The following is a 14,266-nucleotide window of genomic DNA, read 5'->3' as shown; positions in this document are numbered from 1 at the left end:
GGCGGATCGATCGGTCCGGGCGGGGGCGGTGGTGACGGCGGCAACGGCGGCGATGGCATCGAGGCCGGCGCGGCCGGCGCGGCGGGCGCCGGCGGGGCCGGCAACCCGGGTGGAACTCCGGGGCAGCCGGGCGCACCCGGCACCGAACCGGGGTAGCGCGCCGCCGGCGTCAGGCCCGGTCCAGCAGCAGGGTGTGAGCCACCCCCACCCGCCCGAGCAGTTGGCGCCACGGCGACTTCAGCAGCCCGGCGGCTTCGGCGGTCGGCACCACCCGCGGGTTGGTGACGGCAAAGGTCTTACCACCCATCTTGGCTCGCCCGCCGTTGGCCGCCCGCAGGTTCTTCACCCAGTCCCGGCCGGTGCCGTAGGGCAGCAGCACCGCGACGCCGCCGGCGGTGTGGAACATCGAGACCGGGGTGCGGTACGTCGCACCGGAGCGACGGCCGGTGTGCTCGATGATCGACCACATCGGCACGAAGCCCGAGATCGGGCGGAACAGCGGATTGGTCACCACCCGGTTGAACCGGGCGCGGCGCTCGGAGAACTGCACCCTCAGTCCTGCCTGGTCAGCAGCACCGCCTGCTCGAACGGCAGCCGCGCGAAGACCGCCTGCGCGTGGCCGCGCACGTGCGGTGCCGCCTCGGCCTTGGTGACCACGTGCGGGTTGCTCACCGCGAAGGTCTTGCCGTGGCGGCGCATCTTGCCGCCACCGGCGGCGACGATGTTCTTCAGCCAGTCGCGGTCGGGGCCGTAGGTGAGCAGGATCGCGACCCCGTCATCGGTGCTGAACACGCTCAGCGGGGTGCGGTAGGCCTTGCCGGAGCGTCGCCCGACGTGCTCGAGGATGCCGAAAGAGGGCGCCCACCCGGCCCACATCCGCTGGATCGGGTTGGTGACGTGCCGGTTGAACCGGGCCAGCCGTTGCGGTAGTTGCATGATGGTCATCCAACCCCGAGCACGCGATCACCTCAACCCCCGTCAACTACACCCTGTAGTCGGCGGGGCCGCGCGAGCTGGGACACTGGTCGTCGTGGTTAGTGCGGATCGTGTTACGGCGGCATCCGCGCGGCTGTTCGACCAGGCCTGCGCGGTCACCCCAGGCGGGGTGAACTCGCCGGTCCGCGCCTTCGCCGCCGTCGGCGGCACCCCGCCGTTCATCGAGCGCGCCCAGGGTTGCTGGCTCACCGACGCCGACGGCAACCGCTACGTCGACCTGGTCTGTTCCTGGGGCCCGATGATCCTCGGCCATGCCCATCCGGCGGTCGTCGACGCGGTCCGTGAGGCCGCCGGCGGCGGGCTGTCGTTCGGGGCGCCGACGCGCACCGAGACCGAGCTGGCCGCCGAGATCATCGCCCGGATGCCGCCGGTGAGCAAGATCCGGCTGGTCAACTCCGGCACCGAGGCCACCATGAGTGCGTTGCGGCTGGCCCGCGGCTTCACCGGGCGCGCCAAGGTGGTCAAGTTCTCCGGCTGCTACCACGGCCACGTCGACGCGCTGCTGGCCGACGCCGGCTCCGGGGTGGCCACCCTGGGGCTGCCGTCGTCGCCGGGCGTCACCGGTGCCACCGCCGCCGACACCATCGTGTTGCCCTACAACGACGTTGCTGCGGTGCGCGGAGCGTTCAGCGAGTTCGGCGATCAGATCGCCGCGGTCATCACCGAGGCCAGCCCCGGCAACATGGGCGTGGTGGCGCCGGCGCCCGGCTTCAACGCCGAGCTGCGGGCGATCGCGAGCGAACACGGGGCGCTGCTGATCGTCGATGAGGTGATGACCGGCTTCCGGGTCAGCGCCAGCGGCTGGTACGGGCTCGATCCGGTGGACGCCGACCTGTTCACCTTCGGCAAGGTGATCAGCGGCGGGTTGCCGGCCGCGGCGTTCGGCGGCCGCGCCGAGGTGATGGACCGGCTGGCACCGCTGGGCCCGGTCTATCAGGCCGGCACGCTGTCCGGGAACCCGGTGGCCACCGCCGCCGGGCTGGCCACCCTGCGTGCCGCCGACGCCGACGTCTACGCCGCCCTCGACAAGAACGCCGACCGGCTGACCGCGCTGCTGTCGCAAGCGTTGACCGACGCCGGTGTGCCGCACCAGATTCCGCGTGCCGGCAACATGTTCAGCGTGTTCTTCGCCGAGCAGCCGGTCACCGATTTCGCCGCCGCCAAGGCCAGCCAGACCTGGCGGTTCCCGGCGTTCTTCCACGCGTTGCTGGACGCCGGCGTCTACCCGCCCTGCAGCGCCTTCGAGGCCTGGTTCGTCTCGGCGGCGCTCACCGACGACGCCTTCGAGCGCATCGCCGCGGCACTGCCGGCCGCCGCCCGCGCCGCCGCCACCACCGGAGAGCCGAAACCCTGATGCAGACCCGCGTACACCTGATCCGCCACGGCGAGGTCCACAATCCCGACGGCATTCTCTACGGCCGCATCCCCGGCTTCCGGCTCTCCGAGAAGGGCCGCGCGCAGGCCGTCGCCGCCGCCGAGATGCTGGCCGACCGCGACATCGTCGCCGTCATCGCGTCGCCGCTGCAGCGCGCCCAGGAGACCGCCGCGCCGATCGCCGCCCGACACGACCTGCCGGTCGACACCGACGAGAACCTCATCGAGTCCACCAACGTCTTCGAGGGCAAACGGGTCTCGCCCGGAGACGGCGCCTGGCGCAACCCGCGGTACTGGTGGCATCTGCGCAACCCGCTCACCCCGACCTGGGGCGAGCCGTATGCCGAGATCGCCGCGCGGATGGCCACCGCGGTGGACAAGGCGCGGTCCCGTGCCGCCGGTCGCGAGGTGGTGTGCGTCAGCCACCAGCTGCCGGTGTGGACGGTGCGGCAACACCTCAGCGGCAACCGGCTCTGGCACGATCCGCGCCGGCGCCAGTGCGACGTGGGTTCGGTGACCACGCTGATCTATGACGGTGATCGGCTGGTCGACGTCGACTACCGTGTCCCGTCCGGCGGTTGACGATGCGGGCGGTACTGATCGCCGGGGTGGTGGCGGCCGCCCTGGTCTCGGGCTGCTCGACCGGTGATGACGCCGTCACCCACGGCGGCACCTTCGAGTTCGTCTCGCCCGGCGGCAAGACCGACATCTTCTACGACCCGCCACAGGAACGTGGGAAGCCCGGCCCGATCTCCGGGCCCGACCTGATGGACCCGTCGCGCACCATCGGCGTCAACGACTTCGCCGGCAAGGTCGTGGTGCTCAACGTGTGGGGGCAGTGGTGCGGACCGTGCCGCACCGAGATCTCCCAACTGCAGCAGGTTTACGACGAGACCCGCTCGCAGGGAGTGGCGTTCCTGGGCATCGACGTCCGCGACCCCGAACCACAGGCGCCCCGTGACTTCATCACCGACCGCAAAATCAGCTATCCGTCGATCTACGACCCGGCGATGCGCACCATGATCGCCTTCGGAGGCCGGTTTCCGTCGTCGGTCATCCCGGCGACCATGGTGCTCGACCGGCAACACCGGGTGGCGGCGGTGTTCCTGCGCGAGGTGCTCGCCGAAGACGTGCGACCGGTGGTGGCACGGCTGGTCTCAGAAAGCGCTGAAAGCGCGGAAAGCACCGGGGCGCCGCAGTGAGCAGCCTGACCGCGATCGCCACCACCGGCCCGCTGCTGCTGGCCGTCGCGGTGTCGGCGCTGGCCGGGCTGGTCTCCTTCGCCTCGCCGTGCGTCGTGCCGTTGGTGCCGGGCTACCTGTCGTACCTGGCGGCGGTGGTCGGTATCGAGGAGCGAGCAGCACCACCGGGCGGCGGCCCGCTGCAAGCCCCACCGGCGGCGAGGTGGCGGGTGGCGGGGTCAGCGGCACTGTTCGTCGCCGGGTTCACCGCGGTGTTCCTGCTGGGCTCGATCGCGGTGCTGGGCATGACCACCACATTGATCAGCAACCAGGTGCTGCTGGAGCGGATCGGCGGTGTGGTGACCATCGCGATGGGACTGGTGTTCATCGGCTTCGTCCCGGCGCTGCAACGCCAGGTCCGCTTCAATCCGCGGCAGCTCTCGACGGTGCTGGGCGCGCCGCTGCTGGGGGCGGTGTTCGCGCTGGGCTGGACACCGTGCCTGGGGCCGACCCTGACCGGGGTGATTGCGGTCGCCTCGGCCACCGACGGCTCCGGCGTGGCCCGCGGGGTGGTGCTGGTGATCGCCTACTGCCTGGGGCTGGGCATCCCGTTCGTGGCGCTGGCCTTCGGCTCGGCCAGCGCGGTGGCCGGGCTGGGCTGGCTGCGCCGGCACACCCGGACCATCCAGATCCTGGGCGGGGTGCTGCTGATCGCGGTCGGCTTGGCGTTGGTCACCGGCGCCTGGGGTCACTTCGTGGCCGCGGTGCGCGACGGACTGGTCTCCGATGTCAGGCTGCCGATCTGATGGCTACCTCACCCCCGTCGGCGGGCACCGCCACATCACCCCCGCGAGCAGACGCCAACGCCCCCAAAACACCGCGGTTCAAGGGGCTTTCGCGACTGCTCGCGCTGCTGCGTAACACCTGGCGGGCGCTGACGTCTATGGGCACCGCGCTGGTGCTGCTGTTCCTCCTCGCGCTGGCCGCCATCCCCGGGGCGCTGCTACCGCAACGCAACCTCAACGCCGCCAAGGTCGACGAGTACCTGGCGCTGCACCCGGTGATGGGACCGTGGCTGGACGAGTTGGAGGCGTTCGACGTCTTCTCCAGTTTCTGGTTCACCGCCATCTACGTGCTGCTGTGCATCTCGCTGGTCGGCTGCCTGACCCCGCGGACGCTGGAGCATCTGCGTAACCTGCGCGCCACCCCGGTCGCCGCGCCGCGCAACCTGGCCCGGCTTCCCAAGCACGCCGAGGCGCAGCTGGTCGGCGATCCCGACGAGCTCGGCGCCGAGCTGGCCGGGCGGCTGCGGGGCTGGCGGCGCATCACCCGTTCGCATGAGAGCCGTGGCGATCGCAGCGGGTCGCCACCGAAGACCACCGTCGAGATCTCCGCGGAGAAGGGGTATCTGCGCGAGTTCGGGAACCTCACATTCCATTTCGCGCTGCTGGGCCTGCTGGCCGCGGTCGCGGCAGGCCGGCTGTTCGGCTACGAGGGCAACGTGATGGTCATCGCCGACGGCGGTCCGGGGTTCTGTTCGGCCTCACCCGCGGCGTTCGACTCGTTCCGCGCCGGCACCACCGTCGACGGCACCCGGCTGCACCCGATGTGCATCCGGGTCCACGACTTCGACGCCAACTACCTGGACTCCGGGTTGGCCACCGCGTACACCGCGCACATCGACTACCAGGTCGGCGATGATCTGAGCACCGACCAGTGGCGCCCGTACCTGCTGGAGGTCAACCATCCGCTGCGGGTGGGCGGCGTGCGGGCCTACCTGCAGGGCCACGGTTACGCGCCCACCTTCACCGTGGTCTTCCCCGACGGGCAGACCCGCACCCAGACGGTGCAGTTCCGTCCGGACAACCCGTTGACCCTGCTGTCGTCGGGCGCCATGCGCTTCGACCCGCCGGCCGGGACCTATCCCGATCCGGGCGAGCGGCGCAAACACCAGATCGGGATCCAGGGGTTGTTCGCGCCGACCGAGGAACTCGACAACAAACTGCTGTCGTCGGCGTTCCCGGCGCTGCGCGATCCCGCGGTGGCCATCGACGTCTATCGCGGTGACACCGGCCTGGACACCGGCCGTCCGCAGGGACTGTTCACGCTGGACTCCCGGCTGATCCACCAGGGCCGGATGACCAAGGTGGCCCGATCCAACCTGAAGGCCGGTGAACACATCCGCCTCGACGACGGCACCCTGGTGCGGTTCGACGGCGCGGTGCCGTTCGTCAACATCCAGGTGTCCCACGATCCGGCCGACATCTGGGTGCTGGTGTTCGCGATGACGATGATGGCCGGACTGGTGGTGTCGCTGGCAGTGCGCCGCCGCCGGGTCTGGATCCGGATCACCGCGGAGCCGACGCGGCAGGCCGGTACCGTCAACGTCGAGCTGGGCGGCCTGGCACGCACCGACAACTCCGGTTGGGGTGACGAGTTCGAGCGACTGACCACTCGATTGCTGGCCGGGTTCGACACCGGCAAGGAGGACTAGATGAATAGCACCCATATCGACGTCGGGCTGGCACGCTACTCCGACTGGTCGTTCACCTCGGCGCTGATCGTGCTGGTGATCGCGCTGCTGCTGCTGGCCGTCGAACTGGCCTACAGCCGCGCCCGCAGCTCCGCCGAGGCCGAGCTGGTACCGGCCGGGAAGGTCAGCGCCGACAGCGCCACCCCCGGCGTGGTGGTGCCGGCGCCGCGGCGAGCGTTCGACGAGCGGGTGGGCCGGGCCGGGCTGGCCCTGGTCTACCTGGGCATCGCGCTGCTGCTGGCCTGCATCGTGTTCCGCGGCGCCGCCACGCTGCGCCCGCCGTGGGGCAACATGTACGAGTTCATCAACCTGACCTGCTTCTCGGGCCTGCTGGCCGCCGCGGTCGCGCTGCGCCGTCCGCAATACCGCAGCCTGTGGGTGTTCGTGCTGCTGCCGGTGCTGATCCTGCTCACGATCTCCGGGCGCTGGCTGTATGCCACCGCCGCCCCGGTGATGCCCGCGCTGCAGTCCTACTGGCTGCCGATCCACGTCTCGGTGGTCAGCATCGGCTCCGGAGTGTTCCTGGTCGCCGGGGTGGCCAGCATCCTGTTTCTGGTGCGATCGACGCGGCTGAGTGACCCCGACGCGCCCGGTGCGCTGGCCCGGATGGTGCGCCGGTTGCCGGACGCGCAGACCTTGGACCGCATCGCCTACCGGACGACCATCTTCGCGTTCCCGGTGTTCGGTTTCGGCGTGATCTTCGGCGCAATCTGGGCCGAAGGAGCCTGGGGCCGCTACTGGGGCTGGGACCCCAAGGAGACGGTCTCGTTCGTCGCCTGGATCATCTACGCCGCCTATCTGCATGCCAGGTCGACGGCCGGGTGGCGCGATTACAAGGCGGCTTGGATCAACGTCGCCGGCTTCGTGGCGATGATTTTCAACCTGTTCTTCGTCAATCTGGTGACGGTGGGACTGCACTCGTATGCCGGAGTCGGCTAACACTGCTGACAGAAAGCGTTAGGGCGCCTGCGCTACCCTGCGCTTACTGCCCACCGACTCGACCCAACTGATGGGGGAGATATCAGTGTCCGACCATGCACCGGGTGACGCCACCCAGGGCCACGAGATGACGGATCACCCGACCACCCAGTTCCGGCCGTATCAGCAGGTCACCGGGGCGGATGAGGCCCCTGGCGGTGATCCGGACACCGGATCGTTGCAGCAGCAGAACGAGGGCGCCGATGGTTCCGTGACCCGGTCCTTCGGCGGCTTCCGCACCGAACGCCGGTTCGCAGAACCGCTTGACCCGTGGCCGGCGCCCGCCGAGACCCAGTCCCAGCAACAGCAGTGGAAGGCCGGACCGACGACCTGGATGCCGCAGCCGATGGAGAACCCGCCGCCGGTCTACTACGGCGGTCAGGCCGGCGGCCCCGGTGGCGCGGGAAGCGCCCCGTATCGCCCGGCGGAGCCCATCGCGCCGTTTTCGGACCTGTCCACCACCTCGCTGTTGCGGCAGGTCAAGCCGCCGCCGACGTCCGGCTGGCGCCGGCTGCTCTATGTGCTGTCCGGGCAGTTGATCAACGTCGGGGAGAGCCCGCGGACCGCCCGCTTCAACGACCTGGTGGTGCAGGTCAACCGGCCGCTGCAGGGCTGTCACCGGATCGCGGTGCTGTCGCTGAAGGGCGGCGTCGGCAAGACGACCGTCACCGCGACCCTGGGCGCTACCTTCGCCTCCATCCGCGGCGACCGGGTGGTGGCCGTGGACGCCAACCCGGACCGGGGCACGCTGAGCCAGAAGGTGCCGATGGAGACCCCGGCCACCGTGCGCCACCTGCTGCGCGACGCCGACGGCATCCAGCGCTACAGCGACGTCCGCAGCTACACCAACCAGGGGCCCAGCCGGCTGGAGGTGCTGGCCTCGGAGACCGATCCGGCGGTGTCGGAGGCGTTCAGCGCCGAGGACTACGCCCGCACCCTGCAGGTGCTGGAGCGGTTCTACAGCCTGGTCCTCACCGACTGCGGCACCGGCCTGATGCACTCGGCCATGTCGGCGGTGCTGGCCAAGGCAGACACCATGATCGTGGTCAGCTCCGGCTCGGTCGACGGCGCACGCAGCGCGTCGGCGACGCTGGACTGGCTGGACGCCCACGGCCACGAGGAACTGGTGCGCAACTCGATCGCCGTCATCAACGCGGTGCGGCCGCGGTCGGGCAAGGTCGACATGCAGAAGGTGGTCGATCACTTCTCCCGGCGGTGTCGCGCGGTGCGGCTGGTGCCGTTCGACCCACACCTGGAGGAGGGCGCCGAGATCGACATGATGCGCCTCAAGCGCGAGACCCGCGAGGCCCTGGTCGAGCTGGCCGCCGTGGTCGCCGAGGCGTTCCCGGGCGACGACCGGTTCAACCAGCACTTCGTGTAGCGGAGCGCGGTCAGCGCGCTACGGCTGGTTATCGCCCTGGCTGAGTTTCCACAGGAAATCCGGATCGTCATCCGGCCCGATGACACGCGTCTTCGGCCGCGACCGGCTGGCGCGCAGACCGAGGTAGACCAGTGTCCCCAGGGCCAGGATGAGGAGCAGGTAGAGCACTCTCGACACCTCCTGGCGCCGAATATACCGTTAGTGGCTCCGAAGCCGTGCCGGGCCGACAGTAGGCTTGATGACCGTGACAGAGGATGAGCCCCGGATGGGCCGTGCAGTGATCGATGTGGCGGTGTACACGGCTGCCCGGCTGGCGCTGGTGGTGGTGCTGAGCGCGGTGATCTACGGGCTGGTGCGGCTGGTCGGCCTGAGCGACTTCCCGCCGACCATCGCGATGCTGTTGGCGCTGATCATCGCGCTGCCGTTGGGCATGTGGATCTTCACTCCGCTGCGCCGGCGCGCCACCGAGAGCATGGCCGCGGCCGGCGAGCGGCGCCGGCGCGACCGTGCGGATCTGCAGGCCCGGCTGCGCGGGGAGTGAGCGCGTTTGCCTCTCCCGTTGAGGCTGAACCGGTGGCGGGAAAGTGCAAGTAACGTGCGCCCTCAGCTCAGCGTCAACGCGGTTGCCTCGGCGAGCGCCCACACCAGCATCGTCAGTCCGGTGTCGCGCAGCACCGGGATCAGCGCGACACCGCGCTGCCCGGCGCGCACCGGGGCGATGGCCCGCAGTGCCAGCGGGGTGGCGACGAACCCAGCCGCACACCACGGCGTGGCCCGCATCAGCGCGAACGTCAGCACGCCGGCCGCCGCGACCAGCAGCTGAAACAGCACCCTGGTGCGGGCATCGCCCAGTCGCACCGCCAGGGTGATCTTGCCGGCCGGTTCGTCGGTGGCGATGTCGCGCAGATTGTTGGCCACCAGCACCGCCGACGACAGCGCGCCGACACCGACCGCCAGCATCACCCCGACCCAGTCCACCCGCAGTGCCTGGGTGTACTGGGTGCCCAGCACCGCGACCAGGCCGAAGAACACGAACACCGCGATCTCGCCGAACCCGGCGTAGCCGTAGGGCCGTGATCCGCCGGTGTAGAACCACGCCCCGGCGACACAGGCCGCACCGACGGCCAGCAGCCACGGGGCGCTGACCAGCGCCAGCGCCAGCCCGGCCAGCGCGCCCACCGACAGCGCGATGATCGCCGCCGTCAGCACCGCGCGCGGGCTGGCCAGCCGCGACCCCACCAGCCGCAGCGGGCCGGTCCGGTCGTCGTCGGTGCCGCGGACGCCGTCGGAGTAGTCGTTGGCGAAGTTCACCCCGATGATCAGCGCCACCGCGACCGTCAGCGCCAGCAGCGCCTTCCACCACACCGCGGCGCCCAGCCAGGCCGCCGCGCCGGTTCCGGCGACCACCGGGGCGATCGCATTGGGCAGGGTGCGGGGACGGGCACCTTCGATCCACTGTGCAAAGCTGGCCCTTTCAGACATGGGCACGATCCTTGCACGCGGGAGGGGCTGACTTGCCCGGCGCTGACGATGCAGCGCGAAGCGATGAGGAGGAAGCGGCGCAATATGCTGGGCGTGGTTGGCGGTAGCGGTTTCTACTCGTTCTTCGGTGACGACGCGCGCCGCGTGCAGTGCGACACCCCCTACGGCAAACCCAGCGCCGAGATCATGATCGGCACCGTCGGCGGGCACGAGGTCGCGTTTCTGCCGCGCCACGGCGAACGACACGAGTATTCGGCGCACACCGTGCCGTATCGGGCCAACATGTGGGCGCTGCGCACGCTGGGGGTGCGGCGGATCCTCGCGCCCTGCGCGGTCGGCAGCCTGACCCCGGAGTTGCCCCCCGGCTCGGTGGTGGTGCCCGATCAGCTGGTGGACCGCACTCGGGGGCGCGCCGACACCTATTTCGACGGCGGCGGCGTGCACGTCGAGTTCGCCGACCCGTACTGCCCGACGCTGCGCTCGGTGGTGACCGGCCTGCCCGATGTCGTCGACGGCGCCACCATGGTGGTGATCCAAGGCCCCCGATTCTCCACTCGCGCCGAGAGCCAGTGGTTCGCTTCGGCCGGCTTCCGGCTGATCAATATGACTGGCTATCCCGAGGCGGTGCTGGCTCGCGAACTGGAAATGTGTTACGCCGCAATCGCTTTGGTTACCGACCTGGACGCCGGTGTCGACGTCGGCAGCGGGGTGAAGGTCGTCGACGTCTTCGCGGAGTTCCAGAAGAACATCGAGCCGTTCAAAAAGCTGGTGCACCGGGGGATCGAACGGGTCGACGAAGAGCGCACCTGCACCCACTGCCTGCCTTACGAGGGCGTTGAGCTGCCGTTCGAGCTGCCCTGAATCGACTCGTCGCCCGCCGAATCGTCAGCGCCCCGGTAGATCTTCGGCCCGCCGGCTCGCACTGGGCGGGTGGATCCGGTCGACCGGAAGATCCGCGGGGTGCCGGGGTCGCCGGGTTTGGGGCGGTCGTCGGCCGGCAGCGCGAATCGGCCCGCGACGATCGTGACCAGTAGCGCACACAACGCCAGCCCGCACAGCATCACATCGAAGGTGCTGGTGATCTGCTGGGCGATGCCGTTGCCGTACACCGGCTGCGCCAGGGAATCGGCCCGCTGCGAATCCGGCAGCCGCGGGGCCAGTCCGACGCCGACCACGATGCGCGCGATCGTGAACCCGAACAGCACCGCGGCCACCGACCACAGGGCGGCCGCCGGAATCGACCGATTCGCCAGGTTGATCCGCAACCAGATCGCGACCGCCGCGGTCACCACGTCGAACGACGCCATCGCGGCGCTGTCATACGGCGAATACGGCAGACCCAGGCCGACCGCGGCGACGAGGTCGTTGATGCGCATCAAAGCCGAGCCCAGGCACCAGACGATGATGAGCAGCAAGGTATTCCGTGTCGCTCCCAGCCAGGTTGCCGGTGATGCGTCGCGCAGCGCGGCCACCGCGAAGATCGCCGCCGTGGCCACCCACACCAGGTAACCTTCGAAACCGACACCCGCGGTGGAGGTGTTCTGCGCGATACCGTGAAAGCTGTCGATGAGCCGGCCCACTGGTAACACCCACACCAGTACACCGGCCAGCAGGGCCGCTCCCCCGAGCAGCACCACGCAGAGCTGTGATGCCTTGTCGCGACGCAGAATCCACCGTGATGCGGTGGCCACCGTGATCCACGCCACCGCCCCGTAGACCAGGGCGGTCGCGATGATGGCGGCGTGTGTCCTGCCGAAGTCGCTTGCCGAGTGCACATCGGGCACGGCGTAGTGCACTCGCCAGTACAGGTTGAACAGCACGCTCCAGCCGGCCCCGGCGATCGCGGCGTCGCCCAGCAGGCGGGCGCCGCGCCTCCAGTACCGGACGGGACCGGCCAGCACCGGCTGCCCGGCCAGCACTGCGCCCGCGACGCCCAGCCAGGCGCCCGGGCCCACCCCGCCGGGCGGCCGGGAGGTGCCGCCGTACTGGATGGTCTGCACCACATCGGCGACCACCACGCCCAACACCAGCAGCAGGTAGGGCGCGCTGAGCAGTCGGCGCAGCCGCCCGGCCAGTGCGGGATCGGCGTGCGTTCCCAGGATCCCCCAGGGGCCGGCGTAGGTGGCGGCCACCGACCCCAGTGCGAGCACGGTTACTGCGGCGAGCACGGCGAACAACCTGGTGTCGCTGCCGGGAATCCCGGCTCCGAAATACAGACTCCAGGGCAGCGCCGGCGCAACGCACAGCAGCACCGCCGCGGTCACATCACGGCCGATGTTCCAGCGCCGGGTCGACTCGGCGATCACCAGCTCACCTTAACCGCGCCGCGGCTGCGCACCGCTGATCAGCGGCTATCGAACCGCTTTGCTGTCGTCTTGCGCCGCTAAACTGGCTGATTGAAGCCGGTGGCGGAAGGAGGCGCGGGCATGGATGTCGCGCTGGGCGTGTCGGTTACCGGCGCGCTGGCCCGCTTGGCACTGGTGGAATCGGACGCCTACGGCGATGCCGTGCTCGACGAGTCGATGCTCGACCTCACGCAGGATCCGGTCGCAACGCTGGCCGAGACGGTGATCGGCACGCACCGCATGCTGACCGACGAAGGTCATCGTCTGGCCGCCACCCGGGTGAGCTGGTCGGATGCGGCGTTGCTGGCCGAGCTTGTCCGGGCGCTCGACGAAGCCGGGGTCGAGCACGTCTCCGAGCAGTCGCCGGCGCGTTCGGCGGTGGCGTTGGCGCGCAATGCGCAGGGCGAGGATGGCGAGACGACGATGCTGCCGGCGCCCGATGGCGATGCGACGATGGCCGCACCGGCGGCGACTGCCGGTGAGCCGACGGCGGCCGCCCCGCTGCCCGGCATCGACCCGGCGGGCGGGGCGGCCACAACGGCGGAGCCGGCGATAGCGGGCGCCGAGCCCGAACAACAGCTGGCGTACTCGATGACCGATGACGACTCCGAACTGTTGCCGGTGGAGTACGCCGAGGACGGCTACGGCGACTACGAGGCCTACGACGAATCCGGTGGCGACGACGAGCCCGAGGTGTTGCCGCCGCCGGTGGGCCGGGCCCTGCTGATCGGCAGTTCGGTCGGCGGGATTCTGGTAGCGGGGTGCGCCGCGCTGGCGGTAGCCGTCACCGTCGGTATCCGCCCGACCGCCGCGGCCACCCAGGTGGAGCCACCGGTGTTGGCGCAGCCACTGCAGCCGCAACCGGTGCCGGGCAACTTCATTCCTGCGCTGCCGGCCCCGAAGCCTCCGCCCATGCCGGCTCCGCGGGCTCCCGCGCCCAATCCCGTTGTGGCTCCCGTGGATCCGGTGCCGCCGGCCGCGGTTGCCCCGCCACCGATCGTGCCCCCGGTGGTGCCCGCGCCGCCGGGTCCCGCGATGATCCCGTTCCCGATCCCGATCCCGATCCCGATCATTCCCGGGCCCATTGATGGTGGCCGCGGTGGGCTGGGTGGTTCGGGTCGCGATGGTGCTGGCGCCGGCGGTATCGGCGGTATCGGCGGGGGAGACATCGGTTCCGGTAGCGGTGAAACCGGCAGCGGTCATTCCGGCGACAGTGCTGGCTCTGGTGGAGATACGGGCTCCGGGAGTACCGGCTCCGGCGGAGATGCCGGGTCCGGGGGCACCGGCTCGGGCGGCGATGCCGGCTCCGGCGGATCCGGCTCCGGCGGTACTGGCGCCGGTGGAGAGTCGGGCTCCGGCGGCACCGGTTCCGGTGGAAACGGTTCGGGCGGAAGTGGTTCCGGGAGCAGCGATTCCGGGGGCAGCGGTTCCGGCGCCGACGATTCCGGTGGAAGCCCCTCCGGTGGTACCGGCACGGGCGGCGACGATAGCGGCTCTGGTAGTAACCCGGGCGGGTCGGGCAGTGACTCGGGTGGCTCGGGTGACAGCGGGGCTGGTGGGCATAGCGGTAGTTCCGGCGGTAGCTCTTCCGGGTCGGGTGGCAACGGCTCGGGCAGCGACTCTGGCAGTACCGGGTCCGGCAGTACGGGGTCCGGCAGTACCGGGTCCGGCAGTACCGGGTCCGGTGGCGATGGTTCGGGCAGTAGTCCGGGTGGCTCCACCGGTGGTTCGGGTAGTGACGCGGGTGGCTCGGGGAGTAGTGGTTCCGGCGGTAGCTCCGGTGGTTCGGGCAGTGGCTCCAGTGGTTCTGGGGGCGGGTCCGGTTCCTCGGGGGCGAGCGGTGGCTCCGGTGGCTCTGGGAGCAGTTCCGGTGGCTCGAGCGGCGGTTCCAGCGGTGGCTCGAGCGGTGGTTCCTCGGGTGGCGGTTCTGGCGGTGGTTCCAGTGGCGGTTCGTCGGGTGGCAGCGGCGGCGACTGACCCCCGGTGAGCGTCCCAC

At 70.5% G+C, this 14,266-nt stretch carries 15 protein-coding genes; 10 read left to right on the top strand and 5 right to left on the bottom strand.

Annotation, left to right across the window (positions count from 1 at the left end):
* Window positions 1-169 precede the first annotated feature (169 nt).
* Together ACAG20_RS20850 and ACAG20_RS20845 are read right to left on the bottom strand one after the other, a co-directional pair.
* On the bottom strand, window positions 170-550 hold the full coding sequence (locus ACAG20_RS20850; RefSeq protein WP_112684507.1) for a nitroreductase family deazaflavin-dependent oxidoreductase: 381 nt from the start codon (window positions 548-550) through the stop codon (window positions 170-172).
* A 2-nt stretch (window positions 551-552) separates the two neighbouring features.
* Window positions 553-936, bottom strand: a complete 384-nt coding sequence (locus tag ACAG20_RS20845; protein ID WP_370493974.1) for a nitroreductase family deazaflavin-dependent oxidoreductase — start codon at window positions 934-936, stop codon at window positions 553-555.
* Window positions 937-1,021: 85 nt separating this feature from the next.
* On the opposite strand from ACAG20_RS20845, the gene hemL reads away from it, so the two are divergent.
* The 7 genes from hemL (at window position 1,022) to ACAG20_RS20810 (ending at window position 8,443) form a co-directional block, all read left to right on the top strand.
* The gene (hemL, locus tag ACAG20_RS20840) at window positions 1,022-2,350 is read left to right on the top strand and encodes a glutamate-1-semialdehyde 2,1-aminomutase (RefSeq protein WP_370493977.1); all 1,329 of its coding nucleotides are present in this window, start codon (window positions 1,022-1,024) and stop codon (window positions 2,348-2,350) included.
* Window positions 2,350-2,952 carry a histidine phosphatase family protein gene (locus ACAG20_RS20835; RefSeq protein WP_370493973.1) on the top strand — a complete coding sequence of 201 codons (603 nt, stop codon included), beginning with the start codon at window positions 2,350-2,352 and terminating at the stop codon, window positions 2,950-2,952. Before hemL ends, ACAG20_RS20835 begins: the two co-directional genes overlap by 1 nt.
* Window positions 2,953-2,954: 2 nt before the next feature.
* Window positions 2,955-3,572 (top strand): TlpA disulfide reductase family protein, encoded by a 618-nt coding sequence (locus ACAG20_RS20830; protein ID WP_370493972.1) that lies wholly within the window; start codon window positions 2,955-2,957, stop codon window positions 3,570-3,572.
* Window positions 3,569-4,357 (top strand): cytochrome c biogenesis CcdA family protein, encoded by a 789-nt coding sequence (locus ACAG20_RS20825; protein WP_370493971.1) that lies wholly within the window; start codon window positions 3,569-3,571, stop codon window positions 4,355-4,357. The genes ACAG20_RS20830 and ACAG20_RS20825 overlap by 4 nt, the downstream gene beginning before the upstream one ends.
* A 137-nt stretch (window positions 4,358-4,494) precedes the next feature.
* Window positions 4,495-6,045: a cytochrome c biogenesis protein ResB gene (locus ACAG20_RS20820; protein ID WP_370493976.1), complete on the top strand. Its 1,551-nt coding sequence runs from the start codon at window positions 4,495-4,497 to the stop codon at window positions 6,043-6,045.
* Entirely contained in the window at window positions 6,046-7,023 is a 978-nt protein-coding gene (ccsB, locus tag ACAG20_RS20815; RefSeq protein ID WP_370493970.1) for a c-type cytochrome biogenesis protein CcsB, read from the top strand.
* Window positions 7,024-7,102: 79 nt separating this feature from the next.
* Window positions 7,103-8,443 carry a MinD/ParA family protein gene (locus ACAG20_RS20810; RefSeq protein ID WP_370493975.1) on the top strand — a complete coding sequence of 447 codons (1,341 nt, stop codon included), beginning with the start codon at window positions 7,103-7,105 and terminating at the stop codon, window positions 8,441-8,443.
* An 18-nt stretch (window positions 8,444-8,461) separates the two neighbouring features.
* On the opposite strand, the gene ACAG20_RS20805 is transcribed toward ACAG20_RS20810, so the two are convergent.
* On the bottom strand, window positions 8,462-8,611 hold the full coding sequence (locus ACAG20_RS20805; RefSeq protein ID WP_013827471.1) for a hypothetical protein: 150 nt from the start codon (window positions 8,609-8,611) through the stop codon (window positions 8,462-8,464).
* A 70-nt stretch (window positions 8,612-8,681) separates the two neighbouring features.
* Here ACAG20_RS20805 and ACAG20_RS20800 point away from each other — a divergent pair, with 70 nt between their 5' ends.
* Window positions 8,682-8,984 (top strand): DUF4229 domain-containing protein, encoded by a 303-nt coding sequence (locus tag ACAG20_RS20800; RefSeq protein WP_370493969.1) that lies wholly within the window; start codon window positions 8,682-8,684, stop codon window positions 8,982-8,984.
* 62 nt (window positions 8,985-9,046) lie between these two features.
* On the opposite strand, the gene ACAG20_RS20795 is transcribed toward ACAG20_RS20800, so the two are convergent.
* Complete coding sequence (locus tag ACAG20_RS20795; protein WP_370493968.1) at window positions 9,047-9,925, bottom strand: 1,4-dihydroxy-2-naphthoate polyprenyltransferase; 879 nt, start codon at window positions 9,923-9,925, stop codon at window positions 9,047-9,049.
* An 84-nt stretch (window positions 9,926-10,009) separates the two neighbouring features.
* Between ACAG20_RS20795 and ACAG20_RS20790 the strand changes: the two genes are divergently transcribed.
* Entirely contained in the window at window positions 10,010-10,786 is a 777-nt protein-coding gene (locus ACAG20_RS20790) for an S-methyl-5'-thioadenosine phosphorylase (protein WP_370493967.1), read from the top strand.
* Here the strand turns inward: ACAG20_RS20790 and ACAG20_RS20785 are convergent.
* Window positions 10,750-12,231 carry a hypothetical protein gene (locus ACAG20_RS20785; protein WP_370493966.1) on the bottom strand — a complete coding sequence of 494 codons (1,482 nt, stop codon included), beginning with the start codon at window positions 12,229-12,231 and terminating at the stop codon, window positions 10,750-10,752. The genes ACAG20_RS20790 and ACAG20_RS20785 overlap by 37 nt on opposite strands.
* Before the next feature lie 120 nt (window positions 12,232-12,351).
* On the opposite strand from ACAG20_RS20785, the gene ACAG20_RS20780 reads away from it, so the two are divergent.
* Window positions 12,352-14,247 carry a hypothetical protein gene (locus ACAG20_RS20780; RefSeq protein WP_370493965.1) on the top strand — a complete coding sequence of 632 codons (1,896 nt, stop codon included), beginning with the start codon at window positions 12,352-12,354 and terminating at the stop codon, window positions 14,245-14,247.
* Window positions 14,248-14,266 lie beyond the last annotated feature (19 nt).

The sequence above is a fragment of the Mycobacterium sp. pW045 genome (genome assembly GCF_041287085.1).
GTDB lineage: Bacteria > Actinomycetota > Actinomycetes > Mycobacteriales > Mycobacteriaceae > Mycobacterium > Mycobacterium algericum_A.
The sequence above is the reverse complement of the archived record's forward strand: the minus strand, read 5'-3'. Positions and strand labels throughout refer to the sequence as shown.

What these genes read in the sequence shown, in the direction of transcription:
- ACAG20_RS20845 (WP_370493974.1), bottom strand. Translation starts at nt 936, where the DNA reads ATGCAACTACCGCAACGGCTGGCCCGGTTCAACCGGCACGTCACCAAC.
- ACAG20_RS20835 (WP_370493973.1), top strand. Translation starts at nt 2,350, where the DNA reads ATGCAGACCCGCGTACACCTGATCCGCCACGGCGAGGTCCACAATCCC.
- ACAG20_RS20830 (WP_370493972.1), top strand. Translation starts at nt 2,955, where the DNA reads ATGCGGGCGGTACTGATCGCCGGGGTGGTGGCGGCCGCCCTGGTCTCG.
- ACAG20_RS20820 (WP_370493976.1), top strand. Translation starts at nt 4,495, where the DNA reads ATGGGCACCGCGCTGGTGCTGCTGTTCCTCCTCGCGCTGGCCGCCATC.
- ccsB (WP_370493970.1), top strand. Translation starts at nt 6,046, where the DNA reads ATGAATAGCACCCATATCGACGTCGGGCTGGCACGCTACTCCGACTGG.
- ACAG20_RS20800 (WP_370493969.1), top strand. Translation starts at nt 8,682, where the DNA reads ATGACCGTGACAGAGGATGAGCCCCGGATGGGCCGTGCAGTGATCGAT.
- ACAG20_RS20795 (WP_370493968.1), bottom strand. Translation starts at nt 9,925, where the DNA reads ATGTCTGAAAGGGCCAGCTTTGCACAGTGGATCGAAGGTGCCCGTCCC.
- ACAG20_RS20790 (WP_370493967.1), top strand. Translation starts at nt 10,010, where the DNA reads ATGCTGGGCGTGGTTGGCGGTAGCGGTTTCTACTCGTTCTTCGGTGAC.
- ACAG20_RS20780 (WP_370493965.1), top strand. Translation starts at nt 12,352, where the DNA reads ATGGATGTCGCGCTGGGCGTGTCGGTTACCGGCGCGCTGGCCCGCTTG.